General features: G+C 73.7%; 1 pseudogene. It reads right to left on the bottom strand.

From position 1 onward, the window contains the following. A pseudogene (locus tag E6R62_RS37430) lies at nucleotides 1-889 on the bottom strand (hypothetical protein); the annotation flags it as partial. Nucleotides 890-1,052 lie beyond the last annotated feature (163 nt).

The raw sequence follows: 1,052 nt of genomic DNA on the forward strand, positions 1-1,052 counted from the left end.
CGAGGTGGCCGGGGGTGTGCGGGTCGGTGGCGAGGCCCAGCATCGGACCCAGGTCGTCCTGGATGTGGTGGACCAGGGCGGCCCGGTCGAGGCCCGCCGGGCCGAGGGCCGTCGCGTCCAGGGAGAGCCGGGTGTAGAACTCCAGCGTGCCCTGCGCGCCCAGGCGCCGGTAGAAGGCGGTGGAGAACCCGGGGTCGTGGGCGTGGGCGTCCAGCAGGGCCCGCAGCCGCGCCAGTTCCTCGACGTTGCGGGCGGTGCCGCCCTCCCCGGTGACGCGATGGGCCAGGTCGACCGCCCGCGCGGCCTCCTCGTCGTCGAGGGAGGCGTACCGCGGCGCGGTGAAATCGTGTGCGTGGGGGACGTTCGCCAGGAGGGCGAGGCGCAGGGACTCGTCCGCCGCGTCGCACGCGGCGATCAGCGCGTCGACCTTGCGCTGCCAGGCGGCGACGTTCGCCCGCTCGGCCCGCACGTCCTCGGTGAGCCCCGCGTACTCGGGGTCGTGCCGCACCGCGGTGTCGTCGGCGAGCGTGTGGCGGGCCAGGACCCGGCCGCGCGCGTCGATCGCGATGCCGCTGCGCCCGGCTCCGTCGGTGATGGCCCGCAAGCCGTCCTTGGCCTTCTTGAACTCCGTGTACGCGTCGAGCAGGAGCCGGTGCACCCCCTCGGCCTCCTGCTTCGCGTCCGCGAACTCCTTCACGGTCTTGCGGATGAAGTCCCGGGTGACCCCGGCGTTCACCCCGGCCCAGCGGGCTGCCTCGGCGTGCACCCGCAGGCCGTCGTGGGCCTCCTCCGCGAGCTTCCGCAGCCGGAGCGCCATGTCGGACCAGTCGTCCACCGCCGTCCTGAGCTTGTCGACCGGCGCGTTCACGACGTCCGCGTACGTCAGCAACTACCGTTCCCCGTCCGCTAGTTGAAGTAGCCGCTGAGCACCGAGACGGCGGTCAGGGAACCCTGGACGCGGGCGTCGTCCTGGGCGTGCAGGGCGGCGGAGTGGTCGAGGTGGTTGGAGATCTGCGCGCAGGCGTCGCGGAGCGCCGTGTACTGGCTCTGCC

The sequence above is a fragment of the Streptomyces sp. A1136 genome, assembly GCF_004795055.1.
GTDB lineage: Bacteria > Actinomycetota > Actinomycetes > Streptomycetales > Streptomycetaceae > Streptomyces.